Annotated in this window: 21 protein-coding genes and 1 pseudogene; 12 read left to right on the top strand and 10 right to left on the bottom strand. The window is 53.5% G+C overall.

From position 1 onward, the window contains the following. Positions 1 to 104 precede the first annotated feature (104 nt). The 3 genes from GA0061071_RS10015 to GA0061071_RS10005 all read left to right on the top strand — a co-directional run bounded on the left by GA0061071_RS10015 (position 105) and on the right by GA0061071_RS10005 (position 2,810). Positions 105 to 458 (top strand): DsrE/DsrF/TusD sulfur relay family protein, encoded by a 354-nt coding sequence (locus tag GA0061071_RS10015; protein ID WP_061496305.1) that lies wholly within the window; start codon positions 105 to 107, stop codon positions 456 to 458. Positions 459 to 565: 107 nt separating this feature from the next. Next, positions 566 to 2,350, top strand: a complete 1,785-nt coding sequence (locus tag GA0061071_RS10010) for a methyl-accepting chemotaxis protein (RefSeq protein WP_061496307.1) — start codon at positions 566 to 568, stop codon at positions 2,348 to 2,350. A gap of 214 nt (positions 2,351 to 2,564) precedes the next feature. Continuing rightward, the gene (locus tag GA0061071_RS10005; protein ID WP_088237654.1) at positions 2,565 to 2,810 is read left to right on the top strand and encodes a DUF1883 domain-containing protein; all 246 of its coding nucleotides are present in this window, start codon (positions 2,565 to 2,567) and stop codon (positions 2,808 to 2,810) included. 12 nt (positions 2,811 to 2,822) lie between these two features. On the opposite strand, the gene GA0061071_RS10000 is transcribed toward GA0061071_RS10005, so the two are convergent. After that, on the bottom strand, positions 2,823 to 3,521 hold the full coding sequence (locus GA0061071_RS10000) for a gamma-glutamylcyclotransferase (RefSeq protein ID WP_088237655.1): 699 nt from the start codon (positions 3,519 to 3,521) through the stop codon (positions 2,823 to 2,825). A gap of 151 nt (positions 3,522 to 3,672) precedes the next feature. Continuing rightward, a complete protein-coding gene (chaB, locus tag GA0061071_RS09995) occupies positions 3,673 to 3,903 on the bottom strand; it encodes a putative cation transport regulator ChaB (RefSeq protein ID WP_061496313.1) in 231 nt (76 codons plus the stop codon). A gap of 276 nt (positions 3,904 to 4,179) precedes the next feature. Between chaB and chaA the strand changes: the two genes are divergently transcribed. Further along, on the top strand, positions 4,180 to 5,280 hold the full coding sequence (gene chaA / locus GA0061071_RS09990; RefSeq protein WP_061496315.1) for a sodium-potassium/proton antiporter ChaA: 1,101 nt from the start codon (positions 4,180 to 4,182) through the stop codon (positions 5,278 to 5,280). A gap of 51 nt (positions 5,281 to 5,331) precedes the next feature. Here chaA and kdsA read toward each other — a convergent pair whose 3' ends face one another. From kdsA to hemA, 6 genes are read right to left on the bottom strand one after another with little or no spacing between them, the layout of a single operon-like run. After that, entirely contained in the window at positions 5,332 to 6,183 is an 852-nt protein-coding gene (gene kdsA, locus GA0061071_RS09985) for a 3-deoxy-8-phosphooctulonate synthase (protein ID WP_061496317.1), read from the bottom strand. Between the two features lie 36 nt (positions 6,184 to 6,219). Further along, the gene (sirB1, locus tag GA0061071_RS09980; protein WP_061496318.1) at positions 6,220 to 7,029 is read right to left on the bottom strand and encodes an invasion regulator SirB1; all 810 of its coding nucleotides are present in this window, start codon (positions 7,027 to 7,029) and stop codon (positions 6,220 to 6,222) included. 3 nt (positions 7,030 to 7,032) lie between these two features. Then, positions 7,033 to 7,425, bottom strand: a complete 393-nt coding sequence (gene sirB2, locus GA0061071_RS09975; protein WP_088237656.1) for an invasion regulator SirB2 — start codon at positions 7,423 to 7,425, stop codon at positions 7,033 to 7,035. A gap of 16 nt (positions 7,426 to 7,441) precedes the next feature. Next, positions 7,442 to 8,272 (bottom strand): peptide chain release factor N(5)-glutamine methyltransferase, encoded by an 831-nt coding sequence (gene prmC, locus GA0061071_RS09970; protein WP_061496322.1) that lies wholly within the window; start codon positions 8,270 to 8,272, stop codon positions 7,442 to 7,444. Then, the gene (prfA, locus tag GA0061071_RS09965) at positions 8,272 to 9,354 is read right to left on the bottom strand and encodes a peptide chain release factor 1 (protein WP_061496324.1); all 1,083 of its coding nucleotides are present in this window, start codon (positions 9,352 to 9,354) and stop codon (positions 8,272 to 8,274) included. The genes prmC and prfA overlap by 1 nt, the downstream gene beginning before the upstream one ends. 36 nt (positions 9,355 to 9,390) lie before the next feature. Next, positions 9,391 to 10,647: a glutamyl-tRNA reductase gene (hemA, locus tag GA0061071_RS09960; RefSeq protein ID WP_061496327.1), complete on the bottom strand. Its 1,257-nt coding sequence runs from the start codon at positions 10,645 to 10,647 to the stop codon at positions 9,391 to 9,393. Positions 10,648 to 10,848: 201 nt separating this feature from the next. On the opposite strand from hemA, the gene lolB reads away from it, so the two are divergent. The 4 genes from lolB to dauA all read left to right on the top strand — a co-directional run bounded on the left by lolB (position 10,849) and on the right by dauA (position 15,196). Next, a complete protein-coding gene (gene lolB / locus GA0061071_RS09955; RefSeq protein WP_061496328.1) occupies positions 10,849 to 11,472 on the top strand; it encodes a lipoprotein insertase outer membrane protein LolB in 624 nt (207 codons plus the stop codon). Then, positions 11,469 to 12,338: a 4-(cytidine 5'-diphospho)-2-C-methyl-D-erythritol kinase gene (gene ispE / locus GA0061071_RS09950; RefSeq protein WP_088237657.1), complete on the top strand. Its 870-nt coding sequence runs from the start codon at positions 11,469 to 11,471 to the stop codon at positions 12,336 to 12,338. Before lolB ends, ispE begins: the two co-directional genes overlap by 4 nt. 125 nt (positions 12,339 to 12,463) lie before the next feature. Continuing rightward, a complete protein-coding gene (prs, locus tag GA0061071_RS09940) occupies positions 12,464 to 13,411 on the top strand; it encodes a ribose-phosphate diphosphokinase (RefSeq protein ID WP_012017724.1) in 948 nt (315 codons plus the stop codon). Between the two features lie 105 nt (positions 13,412 to 13,516). Then, complete coding sequence (dauA, locus tag GA0061071_RS09935) at positions 13,517 to 15,196, top strand: C4-dicarboxylic acid transporter DauA (protein ID WP_061496332.1); 1,680 nt, start codon at positions 13,517 to 13,519, stop codon at positions 15,194 to 15,196. Between the two features lie 77 nt (positions 15,197 to 15,273). On the opposite strand, the gene ychH is transcribed toward dauA, so the two are convergent. Beyond that, positions 15,274 to 15,549, bottom strand: coding sequence for a stress-induced protein YchH (gene ychH, locus GA0061071_RS09930; RefSeq protein ID WP_061496334.1), 276 nt, complete (start codon positions 15,547 to 15,549; stop codon positions 15,274 to 15,276). Between the two features lie 272 nt (positions 15,550 to 15,821). Between ychH and pth the strand changes: the two genes are divergently transcribed. From pth to GA0061071_RS23760, 4 genes and pseudogenes are all read left to right on the top strand, one after another. Then, positions 15,822 to 16,406, top strand: coding sequence for an aminoacyl-tRNA hydrolase (gene pth / locus GA0061071_RS09925; protein WP_061496335.1), 585 nt, complete (start codon positions 15,822 to 15,824; stop codon positions 16,404 to 16,406). A gap of 127 nt (positions 16,407 to 16,533) precedes the next feature. Next, on the top strand, positions 16,534 to 17,625 hold the full coding sequence (gene ychF / locus GA0061071_RS09920) for a redox-regulated ATPase YchF (RefSeq protein WP_061496337.1): 1,092 nt from the start codon (positions 16,534 to 16,536) through the stop codon (positions 17,623 to 17,625). Between the two features lie 214 nt (positions 17,626 to 17,839). After that, positions 17,840 to 19,033, top strand: coding sequence for a tyrosine-type recombinase/integrase (locus GA0061071_RS09915; RefSeq protein WP_088237658.1), 1,194 nt, complete (start codon positions 17,840 to 17,842; stop codon positions 19,031 to 19,033). A 180-nt stretch (positions 19,034 to 19,213) separates the two neighbouring features. Next, positions 19,214 to 19,309 (top strand): annotated as a pseudogene (locus GA0061071_RS23760) (hypothetical protein); the annotation flags it as partial. Between the two features lie 125 nt (positions 19,310 to 19,434). Here the strand turns inward: GA0061071_RS23760 and GA0061071_RS09910 are convergent. Then, on the bottom strand, positions 19,435 to 19,756 hold a 322-nt coding region (locus GA0061071_RS09910; RefSeq protein ID WP_139109651.1), incomplete at its 5' end, for an integrase core domain-containing protein.

Here is a 19,756-nt window from a genome sequence, read left to right as displayed (position 1 = left end):
GCACACTCTTTTCCCCGACGCCCTTCCCCCTGTGACGGTGTCGCAGTAGCATAAACGTCTTCCGCGCAGCGTCGACGCTGCGCACTTTTATCGAGGGAGTGAAGATGCAAAAAATCGTCATTGTGGCTAACGGCGCCGCCTACGGTAGTGAATCACTGTTTAACAGTCTGCGTCTGGCCATTGCGCTGCGTGAACAGAGCGCGGAACTTGACCTGAAATTGTTCTTGATGTCCGATGCGGTCACCGCCGGGCTGCGCGGACAAAAACCGGCCGAAGGCTATAACATCCAGCAGATGCTGGAGATCTTAACGGCGCAGCAGGTGCCGGTGAAATTGTGTAAAACCTGTACCGACGGGCGTGGTATCACCACGCTGCCGCTGGTTGACGGTGTGGAGATAGGCACGCTGGTCGAACTGGCCCAATGGACGCTGGCAGCGGATAAAGTATTAACTTTCTAATATTGCGGCGAGTTTAATATTTTTTTCTTATGGATGACCTTACGTCATCAAGTTTACCTGCTGTATTGCCGATAGCCCCTAAAGACAACACAGCAGGTACTATAAAAATGTTTAGATCAATTAAAGCCCGTATTATTGCGGCGACAGCGGGTTGCCTCGTTATCGCTTTGCTTCTTAACACAATCATCAATTATCAGGTAACCAGCCAGCACAACCAGCAAACGCAGCAAAATATCCTCTCCAGCACCAGCGCCAGTCACAGCATTGCGATTGCCGACTGGATTGCCACCAAAACGAATATGATCGCCTCGCTGCAAAGTGTCGCCCTGTCCGACGATCCCGTGCCGGTATTCAAACAGATTGCACGCGCGGGAGGGTTCATTAACGTCTACGTTGGCTATGCCACGAAAACCGCGAAATTCTCCGATCCTGGCGGCGTTCCCCCTGATTACGATCCGACAATTCGTCCATGGTATCAGCAGGTCGTCAAAGCAGATGCCCCTGTTGTCACGGCTCCTTATGTGGATGCCAGCACCGGCGCACTGGTGGTCACTTTCGCCGTCCCGGTCAAAGAGAACGGCACACTCAAAGGCGTGGTGGCAGGCGACGTCTCGATGGACAGCGTCGTGGCCAACGTGAAAGGTATCAGCCCGACACCGAACAGTAGCGGTATGCTGCTTGCCAGCGACGGTACCATCATCGCCGCCGGAAACGACAAGCTGACGATGAAACCCTTCACCGATGCCATTAGCGGCGTCAGCTTCGCCGATTTGCGCAGTGGTAACCCCGTTTCCGGGGTCTATGCGGGTGAGTCGAAGGAACTGCTGGCAAGTAAGGTCAAAGGGACCGACTGGGTACTGGCTGTCGCACTGGATAGCGCTGATTCCACCGCCGGTTTACGCGCACAGCTAAAAGCCTCTGCAATGACGCTGATCGTGTTGCTGTTGATCACCGGCACGATTATGCACTGGATTGTCTCGACGTTGCTTAAACGCCTCCTGACCGTCCGTGATGCCATGAATGCTATCAGCAGCGGAACCAACGATCTCTCCCAGCGACTGCCGACAGATGGCAATGATGAAGTATCGCAAATCGCTCAGGCATTTAACGCTTTCAGCGACAAGCTTTCGGTGGTGATGGGTAAACTGCGCGACTCGAGCAACTCCGTGCAGCAGGCAGCGCAGGAGATTGCAGCCGGTAACGAGGATCTCTCCGGTCGTACGGAACAGGCAGCCTCCAGCCTGCGTGAAACCGCCAGCGCCGTGGAGCAGATCACCGCGTCCGTCGCGCAATCAACCGATGCGGCGTCCCAAGCGAATAACCAGGCTCATGCCGCATCCGAAGCAGCCTCCCGCGGGGGACAGGTGGTGAACCAGGCCATCAACACAATGCAATCCATTGAAGTGGCCTCCGCGAAAATTGGCGATATCACCAGCGTGATCGACGGTATTGCCTTCCAGACCAATATTCTGGCTCTGAACGCCTCTGTTGAAGCGGCGCGTGCGGGTGAGCAAGGACGCGGGTTCGCCGTGGTTGCAGGTGAAGTACGCAACCTGGCAAGTCGTAGCGCGCAGGCGGCGAAAGAGATCAAAACGCTGATTGATTCCACCACTGAAAGCGTGGCAACCGGTTCGCGCTTCGTGCGGCTCGCGGGTGAAAGTATGACCGACATTGTCGCCAGCATTGATAGCGTGTCGGTGATCATGCGGGAGATCACAGTGGCGACCAGCGAGCAAATGAAAGGTATTCAGGAGATAAATCATGCTGTTATCGATCTGGATCGCATGGTGCAGCAAAACGCCGAACTGGTGATCGAGTCTGCGGCCGCTGCTGGTGCACTGCGCTCGCAAGCGGGTGAGCTCGCTGAAACAGCGGGTCATTTCCGCATTTAATCTTTTGTCGGCGCGTTTTAACCACAATTTTTCGCGCCGACATCTTTCCCCACCGAACAATGTCATTTTTGTTTAATCGTTACGTCATTAGTTGATCGAAATCAGCATTTTGCCCCCTCCCGTTTGGTGTTATGCAATGAGTGAATTGTGAACAAAATTACGCACGGGATTTTTCCAGCAAGGAGTGCGTTGTTTAACAACTACGGGGTTGAAAATGGCGTTGGTAAAGGCAAGTTTGAAGTTATTTGGTGGAGATACGGTCGTTGTTCGTTGTTCTGAGAGTTGCCATATCCATCTGATGAGCGAGAAGACACAATCTTCTCACGCACAGACGGATATCTTAAGCGTACAGAACCGTGCAAACGCCTATCTGGCGGTTCCTTACAGCGGCATCTGGAATGTGTTGATCGATAGCCACAGCCAGTCGCTTGAGCACTCAATCAGCTACGTTGCGGCGTAACCGCCGCAACCGTTAGCAGGCAAAACCAGGTTGCAGGTCCGGGCCTGGTTTTTCTTCTTCCAGTAGTCCCCGCACTTTCCCTACCAGCTCATTCAGACAATCGTCATGCATGCCAAGCTTGATAAGTTCCTGCTCAAGTGAAAAGAGATATTGCGCGTTGGTGCCCAGCGGCCCGCTGGCGGCGGCAATCAGCGGCGCGATGACCTGCGCGCGGGTATCAGATTCATACAGTGGATGGCGGGGATCCATGATAAACACCAGCGCATTAACATCACGGCCATCGTCAAGGGTGAGTTTGCACCAGCTCGGCATATAGCAGCCGGTGATCATCTCACGCTTCCACAGCAGGCTCAGTTCCTCTTCAACCGTCTGGACAGGCAACCGATAAGCCACGCCGGTGGTGCGACCGCCCTCTTTCAGTGCAAGCATCCGCCCCGGTTGACAAGCCGTACCGCGTCCGGCGGTCAGGCGCAAACAGAACGCGCGATGCCAACCGATTAGCGTTCCGGTGCAGGATTCGTCAAACTCTAGCGCAGGGTTCCACATCAGCGAACCATAACCAAAAATCCACACCGGACCGTCATCCGGACGGCAGGCAAGCGTGGCAGCCAGGGATGCCGCCCGTTGTTCCGCCGACCATAACAGCGATGCGTCTATATCGCCAAACGCCGTTTTACAATCGGCCTTGAGCAAGAAATCACGCGTTAACATCTTTTACCTCCGCCACTGCATGCTTCCTTGCGACTGCTTTACGGCTGCCTTCCCGACATATGCTGCGTTTCAACGCAACTTACTACGACCTTATGCAATTCACAGGCCGCTTGCAATAGCGACAATCTATCGAATAACGCGCTAAAGACGTTTATTTCTTTTTATGCCATTTGTCGTCATCACCCTTCTCATAATCATGTTTGACTGCAGCCCAGGCGACACGGTGCGCCGTCTCTTCGCGGCTCGCGTCATCGCGCCTGTCGTCTTTATCTTTGTATTGCTCCCAGGCGCTATTAAAGGCCTCTTTATAAATCTCTTGTGCATGGGCGGGTAACACATGCTGCACACTATCAGGCAGATCAGATTTCGATTTATACGGCATCTTCTGGCTCCTTCTGGGGGAAATCTTTAAGTCTGATCGACAACCTCCTTTTGCGCCAGCCGTAACGTGTTAGTGAAAAATAGACATAATCATCTCTCTGTAAAGTAAATACTATTTAAACAAAAGACGACTTTTTGCCGGATTCAAATAGAAAGAAACTGCTTCCCGTAAAATCAGGTAAATATCCCCAACATGGGGTCGCGCTTTGCTATGTTAAGGCGTTCAAATTTTTTAACTATAATTGTCAAATACCTGCATGCTGGATGGAGAATCACAATGACAACAACGCACGAGGCGGTAAAAACCCGCCACAAGGAGACCACGCTTATTTTCCCGGTGCTGGCGCTGGGAGTACTGCTGTTATGGGGAAGTACGCAGTCGCTGCCAGCGGTAATCGGCATTAATATTCTGGCGCTGGTCGGTATTTTATCCAGCGCCTTTAGCGTGGTGCGCCATGCGGATGTTCTCGCGCACCGCCTCGGTGAACCTTACGGCTCGCTGATTCTGAGCCTTTCGGTCGTTATTCTTGAAGTAAGTCTGATTTCTGCGCTGATGGCCACTGGCGATGCGGCGCCGACACTGATGCGCGATACGCTCTACTCCATCATTATGATCGTGACTGGCGGTCTGGTGGGGTTTTCATTGCTGCTCGGCGGGCGTAAATTCGCTACCCAGTATATGAATCTGTTTGGCATTAAACAGTACCTGATTGCCCTGTTCCCGCTGGCGATTATAGTGCTGGTGTTTCCGATGGCGCTGCCGTCTGCTAATTTCACTATCGGTCAGTCGTTACTGGTGGCGCTGATTTCAGCAGCCATGTATGGCGTCTTTCTGCTGATTCAAACAAAAACGCATCAAAGCCTGTTTGTCTATGAACATGAAGATGAGAGCGATGATGACGATCCGCACCATGGCAAACCTTCTGCACACGGTAATCTGTGGCATACGGCGTGGCTGATTATTCATCTGGTTGCCGTTATCGCTGTGACCAAGATGAACGCCAAACCGCTGGAGGCGTTGCTGAGCGAACTGAATGCGCCTGTTGCATTTACCGGTTTCCTGGTGGCGTTGCTGATCCTTTCACCAGAAGGTCTGGGAGCGCTGAAAGCCGTTCTGAATAACCAAGTTCAGCGCGCGATGAATCTCTTTTTCGGCTCAGTGTTGGCAACCATTTCGTTGACCGTGCCGGTTGTGACGCTGATTGCGTGGTTCACCGGCAATAATTTGATCTTTGCGCTGGGCGCGCCGGAGATGATTGTGATGGTCGCATCACTGGTGTTGTGCCATATTTCCTTCTCTACCGGGCGCACTAATGTGCTGAACGGCGCGGCGCATTTGGCGTTATTTGCAGCCTATCTGATGACGATTTTTGCCTGACGGCAGATTGTCTCCATAAAAAAAAACCCCGCGATGCGGGGTTTTTCGTTCTTACTGGGTATCGAGCTCGTCAAAGCTCTTCACCAGATCATCAATGGCTTTGATCTGCTTCAGGAACGGCTCCAGCTTCGCCAGCGGCAGTGCGGACGGACCATCGCATTTCGCATTGTCCGGATCCGGATGCGCTTCAATAAACAAGCCTGCCAGGCCGGTTGCCATCCCCGCACGCGCCAGCTCAGCAACCTGCGCGCGACGACCGCCGGACGCAGCGCCAAACGGATCGCGGCACTGCAGCGCGTGGGTAACATCGAAAATCACCGGTGCGTTATTGGAGACTTTCTTCATCACGCTGAAGCCCAGCATGTCCACAACCAGATTGTCATAACCGAAGTTAGACCCACGGTCGCAAAGAATAACTTTGTCGTTACCGCCTTCGTGGAATTTATCCACAATATTGCCCATCTGCCCCGGGCTGACGAACTGTGGTTTTTTGACGTTGATAACCGCACCGGTTTTCGCCATTGCTTCCACCAGGTCCGTCTGACGCGCCAGAAACGCCGGCAACTGGATGACATCAACGACATCGGCAACCGGCTGCGCCTGTGACGCTTCGTGCACGTCAGTGATCACTTTTACGCCAAACGTCTGTTTCAGCTCCTGAAAAATCTTCATCCCCTCTTCCAGACCCGGTCCACGGTAGGACTTGATAGAAGAACGGTTGGCTTTATCAAAAGAGGCTTTGAACACGTACGGGATACCAAGTTTTTGGGTCACGGTAACGTAGTGTTCGCAAATGCGCATTGCCAAATCGCGGGACTCCAGCACGTTCATACCACCAAACAGTACAAACGGCAGGTCGTTCGCGACCTTAATGTCGCCAATGCTAACCACTTTTTGTTTCATAGAATCGCCTTATCGAGTGTGAATCGGAACACATGCTTAATGCAAAGTAATCTGTTTATGTGAAATGGTGTTGATTTGCGCGCGGATCATCTCACTGATGGGATCCTCCGGACACTGCTCAACAAAATAACTTAAATCATGCAGCGCGACGTGGTCACAATCCAGTTGCGCATAAATCAGTCCACGGTCGCGGATCTCATAGGGATCTTCCGGATTGAACTGCAACAATGCTTCACTGGCGCGTAACGCCAGTTCCATCTGCTGCTCTTCCATCAACGCCGATTTCAGCGTATCCAGCAGCTTGCGGATCACTTCCGCGTTATCGGCTTCATCCAGATCTTCATTGAACAACTCGGCAACCGGGCTGATATTGCCTTTCAGCCACACTTCCAGCGTATGCTCATCCAGCGTGTCGCCATTAAATGGGTTAATCAGCCACATTTCGCCATCCAGCCATTCGGCGCGCAGGATCAGTTGCGTCGGGAAAATCACTGGCGTCAGCGGAATGTCCAGATGCCCGGCAACCCACAGTAAAATGGCGCCCAGCGATACGGCGCTACCCTGGCGGTTTTCCAGCACTTTATCCAGCCATAGCGCATCGGACAAACGGTAGACGCCGCGTGTATCTTTAAAGCCCCATTCGCCATAAAACAGTTCAATGAGTTTTTCCAGTTGCCAGTCCTGAGGCTTCGCCATGCTGATTTCTTCGCGTGCCAGACTGAGCAGCCGCTCCAGTTCGTCATGCACATATTGTGAAGGAAAATCATCACGAATCAGCTCTGAAACAAGGATCATCCCATCGCATAACGGTGCTTTATTAAATTCGAAATCGGCTAACGACCTCATGTCTTACCCCAGTATCGGTACTTTTGTGGCGGCGAGTTTGATGATGATGTACAGCACCACCAGCCCCAGCATAAAGGCGATAAACCCTGTCTGCTGGCTGCGCGGGCGATGTCGCCCAAGCGCAATAAAACCCAAAACGATATAGATGATAACGCCAAACAGCTTTTCAGTCAGCCACGCACCTTTAACAGTAAAAGGTAAATAGCCCGACACCCACATTAATCCCGCACCACTTAACAACAAGACGGTATCAATGGTATGCGGCAATACGCGCACCCAGCGCGACTGCGCGCGCGGATTTGCTGACCAGCGCCACCAGTAGCGTAAAACAAACAGGCTAATGGTCAATACCACCGACGTCAAATGTAGTGTAATCAGGACCTTAAAAGCACTCATTGCCTGTTCACTCCACTCAGGGCCACTGCCCGAGAGTCAGACGTTCGTTATCGCCATAATCGCGGCAGGTGGCAACCTGTCGCCAGCCATGCCGGGTAAACAGGTTACGCACTAACTCAGCCTGCTGCCAGCCATGCTCAAGCAGCAACCAGCCACCCGGTAGTAAATAGTCAGGCGCTTCCTTGATGATACTCTCTAAATCCGCCAGCCCGTGGTCAGCGGCGACCAGCGCACTTAACGGTTCAAAACGCACATCCCCCTGTGCCAAATGCGGATCCTGCTCATCGATATAAGGAGGATTACTGACAATCATCGAAAACGTCTGCCCGGCCAGGGCGCTAAACCAGTGGCTCTGGCGAATGTCGACATTACCAATGCCAAGGTGCTCTGCATTACGCTGCGCCAGCATTACGGCTTCTGCAACCACATCGACGGCCGTCACCTGGCAGTCAGGACGCTCGCTGGCCATCGCCAGTGCAATAGCACCGGTACCGGTGCCTAAATCCAGGATACGGCACGGCGTCTCAGGCAGGCGGTTTAGCGCCTGTTCAACGAGGCATTCGGTATCCGGGCGAGGAATCAATGTGACAGGCGAGACAAACAGCGGCAACGACCAGAACTCACGGACGCCAACCAGATGTGCCACTGGCTCGCCGCGCACACGCCGCGCCAGCAGTGCGTCGAGCTGTTGTTGTTGCTCTGCGGTGAGCCAGGTTTCGCCAAAAGCCAGTATAAAGGTACGCGACTTCCCCGTCACAAAACCGAGCAGGATCTCCGCATCGCGCCGCGGGCTGTCACTCCCCTGTAATTGACGTATTGCCTCACGCAACCACTGTTGATAGTCCATTAGTCTTGCTCGGAGAGTGCCGCCAGTTGGTCAGCCTGGTACTCCTGCACAATCGGTTCGATCAGCATATCCAGCTTGCCTTCCATCACTTCATCCAGTCGGTAAAGCGTCACGTTAATGCGGTGATCGGTCACGCGCCCCTGCGGGAAGTTATAGGTACGGTTACGGTCGCTGCGATCGCCACTGCCCAGTAAGTTGCGACGGGTTGAGGCTTCCGCCTGGTGACGTTTGGCCATTTCCGCTGCGTGGATACGCGCCCCCAGCACGGATAACGCCTTGGCCTTGTTTTTGTGCTGCGAACGCTCATCCTGACACTCCACCACAATGCCTGTCGGCAAGTGAGTAATACGAATTGCGGAGTCGGTGGTGTTAACGTGCTGCCCGCCCGCACCGGAAGAGCGGAAGGTGTCGATACGCAAATCAGCCGGGTTAATGTCCGGCAGTTCTGCTTCTGGCAGTTCCGGCATCACTGCCACGGTACAGGCCGAGGTATGGATACGGCCCTGTGATTCAGTGGCGGGAACGCGCTGTACACGATGACCGCCGGATTCGAATTTGAGTCGGCCATAGACACCGTCACCGCTGATTTTGGCAATCACTTCTTTGTATCCACCGTGCTCGCCATCGTTGGCGCTCATGATCTCTACGCGCCAGCGACGGGCTTCCGCATAACGGCTGTACATACGGAACAGGTCGCCTGCGAACAGCGCCGCTTCGTCACCACCTGTCCCGGCACGCACTTCAACAAACGCATTACGTTCATCGTCCGGATCTTTTGGCAGCAGTAAAAGTTGCAACTGTTGTTCAAGCTGTTCACTTTTTTCTTTCGCGTCGCGTAACTCGTCCTGTGCCATGTCACGCATTTCCGGATCATCAAGCATCATTTGCGCCGTTTCGATATCTTCCTGAACCTGTTGCCAGTCAGTAAAACAGCGTGATACATCGCTTAACTGCGCGAATTCCCGCGACAGCGCGCGAAACTTGTCCTGGTCGGCGATGGTTTGCGCGTCACCGAGCAGCGCCTGAACTTCTTCATGGCGCTCATGCAGGGCTTCCAGTTTTGCAACGATAGAAGGCTTCATAGGCGTAAGTGCACCTTGTAATAAGAGATTGTTGTGCTAATCCAGCCCGAGGCTGTTGCGCAGAATATGCAGGCGTTCATCGTCCCCGTCACGGGCAGCCTGCTGAAGAGATTTGGTTGGTGCGTGGATCAGGCGGTTGGTCAGTTTCCACGCCAGATCCTGCATAATAGTCTGCGGATCGCCACCCTGCTCCAGCGCAGCGATCGCTTTTGCCGTCAGCTCATCACGAACAACTTCAGACTGGCTGCGGTATTCACGGATAGTCTCGCTGGCGCTTTGTGCACGCAGCCAGGCCATAAATTCACTGGTTTCCTGGGCGACAATTGTTTCTGCCTGTACCGCCGCGGCTTTACGCTGCGCCAGGTTGTGCTGAATGATGCTTTGCAGGTCGTCCACGCTGTAGAGATAGGCGTTAGCGACTTTACCGACTTCCGGTTCAACGTCGCGCGGAACGGCGATATCCACCAACAGCACAGGTTGATTACGCCGGGCCTTCATGGCGCGCTCCATCATCCCTTTGCCGATGATCGGCAACGGGCTGGCGGTAGAGCTGATCACGATGTCAGCGTCTTTCAGACGCTCATCAATATCGCTCAGCGAGATCACTTCCGCTCCCACCTCATCCGCCAGCGCCTGCGCGCGTTCACGGGTGCGGTTGGCAATGATCATTTTCTGCACTTTGTGTTCACGAAGATGCCGCGCTACAAGCTCGATGGTCTCTCCAGCGCCAACCAGCAGCACCGTCACCGACGCCAGTGATTCGAAAATTTGCCGCGCCAGCGTACAGGCAGCAAACGCAACGGACACGGCACTAGCACCGATATCGGTTTCGGTGCGCACTCGTTTCGCAACAGAGAAGGATTTCTGGAACATGCGCTCCAGATCGCTGGCGTTGTGATGCCCGCGCTGAGAATCGGCAAAGGCTTTTTTAACCTGACCGAGAATTTGTGGTTCGCCGAGAACCAACGAATCCAGACCGCTGGCCACACGCATTAAATGGCTGACCGCGTCGTTATCCTGGTGCCAGTACAAGCTCTGGCGGACTTCGTCTTCCCGCAAATGATGATAATCGCACAGCCAACGCACCAGCGCTTCATGCAGGTTATCCCGCTCTTCAACGCTCAAATAAAGTTCAGTGCGGTTACAGGTCGACAGCACCACTCCGCCTTGCACCATCGGCTGCGAGAGCAGGCTTTCCAGAGCCTGGTCAAGCGTTTCCGGCGAAAATGCAATGCGTTCTCGCAACGAAACGGGTGCCGTTTTGTGGTTGATGCCTAGTGCTAAAAGGGTCATGGGCGCGGGAATAGTACCAACGTTGATAAGGTTAGACTCTGCGCATCATACAGGATGCGCGTGGTCAATAAAAGAGAGACTACCCTTTCGGAGTAATTGGTAATTTAATGATTTAAGACAACTTGAACGTAGACGCTGTTTCATCACGACGCTAGCATTAGGGGTAATAACTGCAACGTATCTCAAGGATTTGTCATCATTATGACTTTGCCTGCTTCCCGCCTTATTCGCCTGCTGCCACTGGCCAGCCTCGTTCTCACCGCCTGTACGATCACTGCGCCAAAAGGCCCGGGCAAAAGTCCTGACGCGCCGCAGTGGCGTCAGCACCAGCAGCAAGTCCGCGCGTTAAGCCAGTATCAAACACGCGGCGCCTTTGCTTATCTTTCCGACCAACAAAAAGTCTACGCCCGTTTCTTCTGGCAGCAGACCGGGCAGGATCGCTACCGTCTTCTGCTTACGAATCCCCTCGGCAGCACCGAACTGGAGCTGAACGCGCAACCGGGCTCTGTTGAACTGGTGGATAACAAAGGCAAGCATTATACCGCTGACGATGCCGAAGAGATGATCGGCAAACTGACCGGTATGCCGATTCCGCTCAACAGCCTGCGTCAGTGGATCCTTGGCCTGCCGGGCGAAGCGACCGATTATACCCTTGACGATCAGTATCGCCTGAGTGAAGTCAATTACAGCCAGGGCGGCAAAACCTGGAAAGTGGTTTATGGCGGTTATGACAGCAAAACCCAGCCTTCTCTGCCTGCAAACATGGAGTTGAGTGACGGTAGCCAGCGCATCAAGCTAAAAATGGATAACTGGATCGTTAAATGATGACCACCTGGCCGGCTCCGGCGAAGCTCAATCTTTTTTTATACATTACCGGTCAACGCCCTGACGGTTATCACACCTTACAGACGCTGTTCCAGTTTCTGGATTATGGCGACACCTTACACATTGAACCCCGCCATGATGGCGAGATTCGTTTGCTGACGCCGATTGATGGCGTGCCCGATGCGGACAATCTTATCGTTCGCGCCGCCCGTATGCTGATGAAACGCGCCGCAGAAACCGGGCGGTTAGCGGCGGGCAGCGGTGCGGATATTGCCATCGATAAACGCTTGCCAATGGGCGGCGGGCTGGGCGGCGGCTCCTCGGATGCTGCCACCGTACTGGTGGCATTAAACCACCTGTGGCGCTGTAATTTGCGCGTAGACGAACTGGCGGAACTGGGGCTGACGCTTGGCGCAGATGTGCCGGTATTTGTGCGTGGGCATGCCGCATTCGCGGAAGGTGTGGGTGAAGTGCTTACGCCCGTTAACCCACCGGAAAAATGGTATCTGGTGGCGCATCCCGGCGTAAGCATCCCTACGCCGGTCATCTTCAAGGATCCAGAGTTGCCGAGAAATACACCGAAAAGGTCCATTGAGACGTTACTAAAATGTGAATTCGGCAACGATTGCGAGGTTATCGCAAGAAAACGTTTTCGCGAGGTTGATGCGGCGCTTTCCTGGCTGTTAGAATACGCGCCGTCGCGCCTGACTGGCACAGGAGCCTGTGTCTTTTCCGAATTTGACACCGAATCCGCCGCTCGTCAGGTGCTTGAGCAAGCCCCGGAATGGCTAAACGGTTTTGTCGCGCGAGGCGTCAACCTCTCGCCGCTAGCGCAAGCCATCGCCGGGCAAGCTGAGCTCCGGTGACAACGTCACTCATGTTCCAGACGTTGCATCGCGCTCTTTAATACACCGCATGGATAGATTTCTGCCTTGACCGCACATTTTGGCCGACTCTATCCACCACTGGACGCATGCCTGAGGTTCTTCTCGTGCCTGATATGAAGCTTTTTGCTGGTAACGCAACCCCGGAACTAGCACAACGTATTGCCAACCGCCTGTACACTTCTCTCGGCGACGCCGCCGTAGGTCGCTTTAGCGATGGCGAAGTCAGCGTACAAATTAATGAAAATGTACGCGGTGGTGATATTTTCATCATCCAGTCCACTTGTGCCCCTACCAATGACAACCTGATGGAACTGGTTGTGATGGTCGATGCCCTGCGCCGTGCTTCCGCAGGCCGTATCACCGCGGTCATTCCTTACTTTGGCTATGCCCGTCAGGACCGCCGCGTGCGTTCTGCGCGTGTACCGATTACCGCAAAAGTTGTTGCCGATTTCCTCTCAAGCGTTGGCGTAGACCGCGTACTGACCGTTGACCTGCATGCTGAACAGATCCAGGGCTTCTTTGATGTACCGGTTGATAACGTGTTTGGTAGCCCCATCCTGCTCGAAGATATGCTGCAACTGAATCTGGACAACCCGATTGTGGTTTCTCCGGACATCGGCGGCGTCGTTCGTGCTCGTGCCATTGCCAAACTGCTGAACGACACCGACATGGCGATCATCGACAAACGCCGTCCGCGCGCTAACGTTTCCCAGGTGATGCACATCATCGGCGACGTGGCGGGTCGCGACTGCGTGCTGGTTGATGACATGATCGATACCGGCGGCACCCTGTGCAAAGCGGCAGAAGCGCTGAAAGAACGCGGAGCAAAACGTGTATTCGCTTACGCCACTCACCCGATTTTCTCCGGTAATGCGGTAAACAACCTGCGCAACTCTGTGATCGACGAAGTGGTCGTCTGTGACACCATTCCGCTGAGCGAAGAGATTAAAGCGCTGCCGAACGTACGTACGCTGACGCTGTCTGGCATGCTGGCTGAAGCTATCCGTCGTATCAGCAACGAAGAATCGATTTCTGCCATGTTCGAGCATTAATCGCTGCGTTAGAAAAAACCCGCTACGGCGGGTTTTTTTATCTCCGAACATGACTTGTATGATTTATTAACCCGTTACAGACGCATTCACGGATGACATCCCATTGTGAACAAGCTGCTCTCTCCTCATGTTATGCCTTTTCGCGCGCTGATTGACGCGTGCTGGAAAGAAAAATATACCGCCGCCCGCTTTACCCGGGATCTGATCGCCGGGATAACGGTCGGGATTATTGCGATTCCCCTTGCGATGGCGTTGGCAATCGGGAGCGGCGTCGCGCCACAATATGGACTCTATACGGCAGCCATTGCCGGTATCGTGATTGCGCTGAGCGGAGGTTCGCGCTACAGCGTTTCAGGCCCGACCGCCGCGTTCGTGGTGATCCTCTATCCCGTTTCGCAGCAGTTTGGCCTCGCGGGACTGTTGGTCGCGACGTTGATGTCCGGCGTGTTTCTGATCCTCTTCGGTCTGGCGCGCTTTGGCCGCCTGATCGAATACATTCCGCTTTCCGTCACGCTCGGCTTTACCTCCGGGATCGGCATCACGATTGCCACCATGCAGATCAAAGACTTTCTTGGCCTGCAACTGACGCACGTGCCGGAGCACTACCTGCAAAAAGTCGGCGCGCTGGTGATGGCGCTGCCCACCGTGAATGCTGGCGATGCCGCTATCGGCGTGGTCACGCTCGGAACACTGATCTTCTGGCCGCGCCTGCGATTGCGCCTGCCGGGCCATCTGCCTGCGTTGCTTGCAGGCTGCGCGGTCATGCTGGTTGTTAACCTGCTCGGCGGCCATGTCGCGACTATCGGCTCACAATTTCACTACGTGCTGGCCGATGGCAGCCAGGGCAACGGCATTCCCCAACTTCTACCGCAACTGGTGCTACCGTGGGATCTACCAGGTTCGACATTTACCCTGAGTTGGGATTCATTACGGGCGTTACTGCCAGCCGCGTTTTCGATGGCGATGCTGGGGGCCATTGAATCCTTGCTTTGCGCCGTGGTGCTGGATGGTATGACCGGCACCAAGCACAAAGCCAACAGCGAACTGGTCGGCCAGGGCCTGGGCAACATCATCGCACCGTTCTTTGGCGGCATTACCGCCACCGCAGCGATTGCCCGTTCTGCGGCGAACGTTCGCGCCGGGGCAACATCCCCCATTGCGGCGGTTATCCACGCACTGCTGGTGATCATGGCGTTGCTGGTGCTGGCTCCCCTGCTCTCATGGCTCCCCCTCTCGGCCATGGCGGCATTGTTGCTGATGGTGGCGTGGAACATGAGCGAGGCGCATAAGGTGATTGATCTGCTACGCCGCGCGCCGGCGGACGACATCATCGTGATGCTGCTCTGTATGTCACTGACGGTGCTGTTCGATATGGTTATTGCCATCAGCGTCGGCATCGTACTGGCATCATTATTGTTTATGCGCCGCATTGCGCGCATGACTCACCTGGCGGCTGTTAATGTCGAAGTACCAGAAGATGTGCTGGTGCTGCGCGTGATCGGTCCGCTGTTCTTCGCCGCCGCCGAAGGTGTGTTCAGCGATCTGGAAACGCGCATTGCCGGGAAACGCATCGTCGTACTCAAATGGGACGCCGTTCCGGTACTGGATGCTGGCGGACTGGATGCTTTCCGCCGCTTTGTGGCTCGTTTGCCGGAAGGCACGGAGCTTCGTGTCAGCAATCTGGAATTCCAGCCGCTGCGTACGCTGGCCCGCGCAGGTATTCAACCCATTCCTGGCCGGCTGGCTTTTTTCCCGAACCGCGACGCGGCGCTGGCCGATATCTGATTCAGGTGCGCAACACCGTTTTGCGCATCACCAAAAAAAACGGTTCCTGCGGGAACCGTTATCGACATGAACATCTGTTAGCTGTGATTTTGCCGATCGCGACGGCAGCGTTTGTCATAGTGACGTACCCACCAGTACTTATCGCACACCTGCTCATGACCGCTAACACGTGCCCCCGCAAGCCAAAGCACAGCCCCCAGGAAAATACTCAGTACCGCGCCGTGTGCGAAAAATTGTGGCAGGTTAAGTTGCGGAAGCTGGTTTAAAATGGAGTATCCCACTCCAACAACCATCACCACGAGCCCCAACCCCATAAGCACATTACCGAGTAACGAAGCGTTTTTGCGTTTCATATGTCACCTCCGGAACGATGGGTTGGACGGGTATCACCCCAATCCTTGTGGATAAAGTATAGACAGCGAGCTTTATAGCGGTTGCGGAGGCGATCACAATTACACATATCCGACTAACACAAATTTACAAATAAGCTACTGAACTCGTTGAAATTCGAATGGTTCATGAGAGCAATCATTAACATTATTCGCGTTTCGCTGTGAGAATTTTGTCATCGCGCGCTGCACAACGTACACTACGCGCCGAAGATTGATCTGGTCAGGAATAAAAAGTGACGATTAAACTGATTGTCGGGCTGGCAAACCCCGGCGCCGAATATGCCGCGACACGCCACAACGCGGGCGCCTGGTATGTGGATTTGCTGGCGGATCGCGCCCGCGCCCCACTGCGTGACGAGCCGAAATTTTTTGGTTACACCTCGCGCATCAATCTGGCTGGCGAAGATGTACGCCTGCTGGTTCCCACGACGTTTATGAACCTCAGCGGGAAAGCCGTCGCGGCGATGGCGACGTTTTATCGCATTAACCCGGACGAAATTCTGGTCGCGCACGATGAGCTTGATCTGCCGCCCGGTGTGGCAAAGTTTAAACTCGGCGGCGGGCATGGCGGTCATAACGGCCTGAAGGACATTATCAGCAAACTGGGGAATAACCCGAATTTTCACCGTTTGCGCGTGGGAATCGGTCATCCGGGCGATAAAAACAAAGTTGTTGGCTTTGTGCTGGGTAAGCCGCCGGTTTCTGAACAGAAGTTGATCGACGATGCCGTAGACGAAGCGGCGCGTTGTACCGAGATTTGGCTGAAAGATGGTTTAACCAAAGCCACTAACCGCCTGCACGCCTTTAAGGCGCAGTAAAACCGTGCGCTGCGGCTTTTTTGCCGCGCGTTACAGCGGTTACGTGTATAATAGGCGAAGTTATTCACTTTTCTGCAATCCGTTTTTAGTAACGGGTTGATTATCAAGAGATTAAGGTAATTACATCATGGGATTCAAATGCGGTATCGTTGGCCTGCCCAACGTAGGTAAATCCACCCTGTTCAATGCGCTCACCAAAGCCGGTATCGAAGCGGCTAACTTCCCGTTCTGTACCATTGAGCCGAACACCGGTGTCGTACCGATGCCCGATCCGCGTCTGGACAAGCTGGCGGAAATCGTCAAACCGCAGCGTATTCTGCCAACCACCATGGAGTTTGTGGACATCGCCGGTCTGGTAAAAGGCGCGTCCAAAGGCGAAGGCCTGGGCAACCAGTTCCTGACCAACATCCGTGAAACCGAAGCCATCGGTCACGTTGTACGTTGCTTTGAAAACGACAATATCATCCACGTGAACAACAAAGTGGATCCAGCGGAAGACATTGACGTTATCAATACCGAGTTGGCGCTGGCCGATCTGGACACCTGCGAACGCGCGATTCATCGTGTGCAGAAGAAAGCCAAAGGCGGCGATAAAGATGCAAAAGCCGAGCTGGCCGCGCTGGAAAAATGCCTGCCGCAGCTTGAAAATGCCGGCATGCTGCGTTCGCTGGATCTGACGGACGAAGATAAAGCAGCCATCCGCTACCTGAGCTTCCTGACGCTGAAACCGACCATGTACATTGCTAACGTCAATGAAGATGGTTTCGAGAACAACCCGTATCTGGATCAGGTGCGTGAAATCGCCGCCAAAGAAGGCTCTGTCGTGGTTGCCGTCTGTGCCGCAGTAGAGTCCGACATCGCCGAGCTGGACGATGCCGATCGTGAAGAGTTTATGGCAGAACTGGGGCTGGAAGAGCCGGGCCTGAACCGTGTGATCCGCGCCGGTTACGAATTGCTGAACCTGCAAACCTACTTCACCGCCGGTGTGAAAGAGGTCCGCGCGTGGACCATTCCGGTTGGCGCGACCGCGCCGCAAGCGGCAGGGAAAATCCACACCGATTTTGAAAAAGGTTTTATTCGCGCCCAGACTATTGCCTATGAAGACTTTATTACTTACAAAGGCGAGCAAGGCGCGAAAGAAGCCGGCAAAATGCGTTCAGAAGGTAAAGACTATATCGTCAAAGACGGCGACGTCATGAACTTCCTGTTTAACGTCTAAATAAGTTTTGTTGTCTCATGAGGTTTCATAACATCTCATGAAGCTCACAAAACCCTCTAAAATCCACGCACTTGCGTGGATTTTTTATTCCACATTGTCTCATGTGATCTCATGAAAGCGCAGTCTAAAATGAGTACATAGATGAGTACAATCCGTTTTCATTATCATTTTAGGTGAGTACAATAACGGTATAAGAAATAGTCAAGGACCCGCTATGCTCACTGATACGCAATGCCGCACTGCCAGGCCGAAAGAAAAACTCTATCGACTCAATGACTTTAATGGTCTCTACCTCGAAGTGAAACCCAATGGCAAAAAGGCATGGCGCTATCGATTTAAACTCAACGGTAAATCAAGCATGTTTGCGTTGGGTGAGTATCCAGCGATAAAGCTCGCCGAAGCTCGCGAGAAATGCGAGCAAGCGCGTAGGCAAGTCGCAGATGGAGTTAGCCCGACACAGGCTCGTCAGTTAGATAAGATCCGCAAGGTCAATGATGCTTCTAACACCTTTGAGCTGATCGCCAAAGAGTGGTTGCAGATGAAAGACTGGGCCGAAATTACCAAAACACGCCGACTGGATATGCTTGAACGTGTGGTTTTCCCCGCAATCGGTAAGCTCCCTGTCAGAGAGATCACCCCACACCACATTCTTAAAATTCTTCAGGAAACCGCTAAACGCGGCGCTCCGACTGTTGCTGCTGAAGCCCGACGTACCATTTCATCGGTTTTCGAGTTGGCAGTGGCAACGCTTAGAGCTGACAGCGATCCTGTCTGGCCTGTACGCAAGGCGCTTCCGGCGAATAAGACACAGCATAAACAGGCATTGAATCCACAGCAAATCGGGAAGCTATTAAGCTGTTTTGATAACAGTCGCGGCTCATATCAGGTTAACTATTGCATGTGGCTAATGTGGTGGACGCTGGCGCGGCCAGCCGAAGTCACCGAAGCTGAATGGGCAGAATTCGATCTCGATAATGCGCTATGGACCATACCGGCGACGCGCATGAAAGCTCGTAGGGAACATGTTATTCCCCTCCCCTCTCAAGCCGTCAACATGCTCAAAACGCTACAGGGATTAACCGGGCATCGACAGCACCTTTTTCCGGGACGAGATAACCCACGTGGCCCGATGACATCACACTCGCTGCGTCAGCTACTTAAAAGCCTCGGCTGGAGCGGAACTTATAGTCCACATGCAACCAGAACTACAGGAAGTACCCGTTTAAACGAGATGGGCTATCGGCCTGATGCTATCGAGGCTCAGCTTGCGCACGCTGATACCAACAATGTTCGCCGCACTTACAACCATGCGACGTATCTTGATGAGCGTAAAGTGATGATGCAGGAATGGGCTGATAAGCTTGATGGATGGGTAAGCAGCACTGACATCGATGTTGATGTTTCATAAACGCTGATGCATTGGTGTTTCATCATTGATTAATATAATAAATTTTTGATTATTTAAAATAATCTATAATTCTACCTACATTGCATGTAGAGCATAAATAACAGATGTTGATTAACCTCAATTAAGCATCACTATCAAGCCGCCGAAATTTTCACATGCCCTAGCTTGATATAGCTGACAAGAGATACCCAAGTGCTGCGCGGCGATCTGCGTGGTCAGACGCCGGTCGACGACATCCTGAATGATTTTGAGTCGGTTAACTTCATCCAAAGTAAAAAAACTCCGCTGCATGAGCCGTCATCAGAATCCCTTGAGGGTAAATCTACCTGACGGACATCTTAACTTAGCCCAGAACGGACATTACAACTTTACTGATCTGCCCCCGGGATTAGATACAACCTTCAGTTAGTAATGTCGGTTGGTTTTTCTTCATATTTCCTGTTTCGCCAGTCCGTTGCGAATTCAGCTGGTGTCTGGTAATCCAGCGATGAATGGGGACGGCACTCGTTATAATCCTGCCGCCAGTCATTAATCGTTTTCCGGGCATGAAGAATATCGCTGAACCAGTGTTCATTCAGACACTCATCGCGAAAGCGTCCGTTAAAACTCTCAATAAATCCGTTCTGCGTTGGCTTACCTGGCTGGATAAGCCGTAGTTCCACACTATGCTCAAAGGCCCATTGATCGAGCGCGCGGCAGGTAAATTCCGGGCCCTGATCGGTC

It is taken from the genome of Kosakonia oryzendophytica, assembly GCF_900094925.1.
GTDB lineage: Bacteria > Pseudomonadota > Gammaproteobacteria > Enterobacterales > Enterobacteriaceae > Kosakonia > Kosakonia oryzendophytica.
Note: the sequence above shows the minus strand (reverse complement) of the source record. Positions and strands in the feature narration are given on the sequence as shown.